The organism is Streptomyces sp. NRRL B-24572 (assembly GCF_002156145.1).
Lineage (GTDB): Bacteria > Actinomycetota > Actinomycetes > Streptomycetales > Streptomycetaceae > Streptomyces > Streptomyces vietnamensis.
The window spans coordinates 1-2,500 of record NZ_MWIG01000024.1; the positions used below are offsets into that span (position 1 = coordinate 1).

The 2,500-nt window shown below is 57.2% G+C and carries 1 rRNA gene (cut by a window edge); it reads right to left on the bottom strand.

Annotation, left to right across the window (positions count from 1 at the left end):
• Positions 1–5 precede the first annotated feature (5 nt).
• Positions 6–2,500 (bottom strand): 23S ribosomal RNA (locus tag CCN56_RS01335) (it continues 624 nt past the right edge of the window).

The following is a 2,500-nucleotide window of genomic DNA, read 5'->3' on the forward strand; positions in this document are numbered from 1 at the left end:
CAACTGAGGACAAGCCCTCGGCCTATTAGTACCGGTCAGCTCCACCCCTTGCGGGGCTTCCACATCCGGCCTATCAACCCAGTCGTCTACTGGGAGCCTTACCCTCTCAAGGAGGTGGGAATACTCATCTCGAAGCAGGCTTCCCGCTTAGATGCTTTCAGCGGTTATCCCTCCCGAACGTAGCCAACCAGCCATGCCCTTGGCAGGACAACTGGCACACCAGAGGTTCGTCCGTCCCGGTCCTCTCGTACTAGGGACAGCCCTTCTCAATATTCCTACGCGCACAGCGGATAGGGACCGAACTGTCTCACGACGTTCTAAACCCAGCTCGCGTACCGCTTTAATGGGCGAACAGCCCAACCCTTGGGACCGACTCCAGCCCCAGGATGCGACGAGCCGACATCGAGGTGCCAAACCATCCCGTCGATATGGACTCTTGGGGAAGATCAGCCTGTTATCCCCGGGGTACCTTTTATCCGTTGAGCGACGGCGCTTCCACAAGCCACCGCCGGATCACTAGTCCCGACTTTCGTCCCTGCTCGACCCGTCGGTCTCACAGTCAAGCTCCCTTGTGCACTTACACTCAACACCTGATTGCCAACCAGGCTGAGGGAACCTTTGGGCGCCTCCGTTACCCTTTGGGAGGCAACCGCCCCAGTTAAACTACCCATCAGACACTGTCCCTGATCCGGATCACGGACCGAGGTTAGACATCCAGCACGACCAGAGTGGTATTTCAACGGCGACTCCACCATGACTGGCGTCACGGCTTCACGGTCTCCCACCTATCCTACACAAGCCGAACCGAACACCAATATCAAACTGTAGTAAAGGTCCCGGGGTCTTTCCGTCCTGCTGCGCGAAACGAGCATCTTTACTCGTAGTGCAATTTCACCGGGCCTATGGTTGAGACAGTCGAGAAGTCGTTACGCCATTCGTGCAGGTCGGAACTTACCCGACAAGGAATTTCGCTACCTTAGGATGGTTATAGTTACCACCGCCGTTTACTGGCGCTTAAGTTCTCAGCTTCGCCCTGTCGAAACAGAGCTAACCGGTCCCCTTAACGTTCCAGCACCGGGCAGGCGTCAGTCCGTATACATCGCCTTACGGCTTCGCACGGACCTGTGTTTTTAGTAAACAGTCGCTTCTCGCTGGTCTCTGCGGCCACCCCCAGCTCGGAGTGCAAGACTCGTCACCAGGCGTGGCCCCCCTTCTCCCGAAGTTACGGGGGCATTTTGCCGAGTTCCTTAACCATAGTTCACCCGAACGCCTCGGTATTCTCTACCTGACCACCTGAGTCGGTTTAGGGTACGGGCCGCCATGAAACTCGCTAGAGGCTTTTCTCGACAGCATAGGATCATCCACTTCACCACAATCGGCTCGGCATCAGGTCTCAGACTATGTGTCACGCGGATTTGCCTACGTGACGTCCTACACCCTTACCCCGGGACAACCACCGCCCGGGCTGGACTACCTTCCTGCGTCACCCCATCGCTTACCTACTACCACCTTGGGCCGGCGGCTCCACCACTTTCCTTTCCCCGAAGGGTCCGGAACGGCTTCACGGCCTTAGCATTAATGGGCTCGATATTGGGCGTTTCAAAGCGGGTACCGGAATATCAACCGGTTGTCCATCGACTACGCCTGTCGGCCTCGCCTTAGGTCCCGACTTACCCTGGGCAGATCAGCTTGACCCAGGAACCCTTAGTCAATCGGCGCACACGTTTCTCACGTGTGTATCGCTACTCATGCCTGCATTCTCACTCGTGAACCGTCCACAACTCGCTTCCGCGGCTGCTTCACCCGGCACACGACGCTCCCCTACCCATCACAGCGGGCGTTGGCCCTATTGCTGCAATGACACGACTTCGGCGGTACGCTTGAGCCCCGCTACATTGTCGGCGCGGAATCACTTGACCAGTGAGCTATTACGCACTCTTTCAAGGGTGGCTGCTTCTAAGCCAACCTCCTGGTTGTCTCTGCGACTCCACATCCTTTCCCACTTAGCGTACGCTTAGGGGCCTTAGTCGATGCTCTGGGCTGTTTCCCTCTCGACCATGGAGCTTATCCCCCACAGTCTCACTGCCGTGCTCTCACTTACCGGCATTCGGAGTTTGGCTAAGGTCAGTAACCCGGTAGGGCCCATCGCCTATCCAGTGCTCTACCTCCGGCAAGAAACACACGACGCTGCACCTAAATGCATTTCGGGGAGAACCAGCTATCACGGAGTTTGATTGGCCTTTCACCCCTAACCACAGGTCATCCCCCAGGTTTTCAACCCTGGTGGGTTCGGTCCTCCACGAAGTCTTACCTCCGCTTCAACCTGCCCATGGCTAGATCACTCCGCTTCGGGTCTTGAGCGTGCTACTGGATCGCCCTGTTCGGACTCGCTTTCGCTACGGCTTCCCCTCACGGGTTAACCTCGCAACACACCGCAAACTCGCAGGCTCATTCTTCAAAAGGCACGCAGTCACGAGACGTACCGAAGTACGTCCGACGC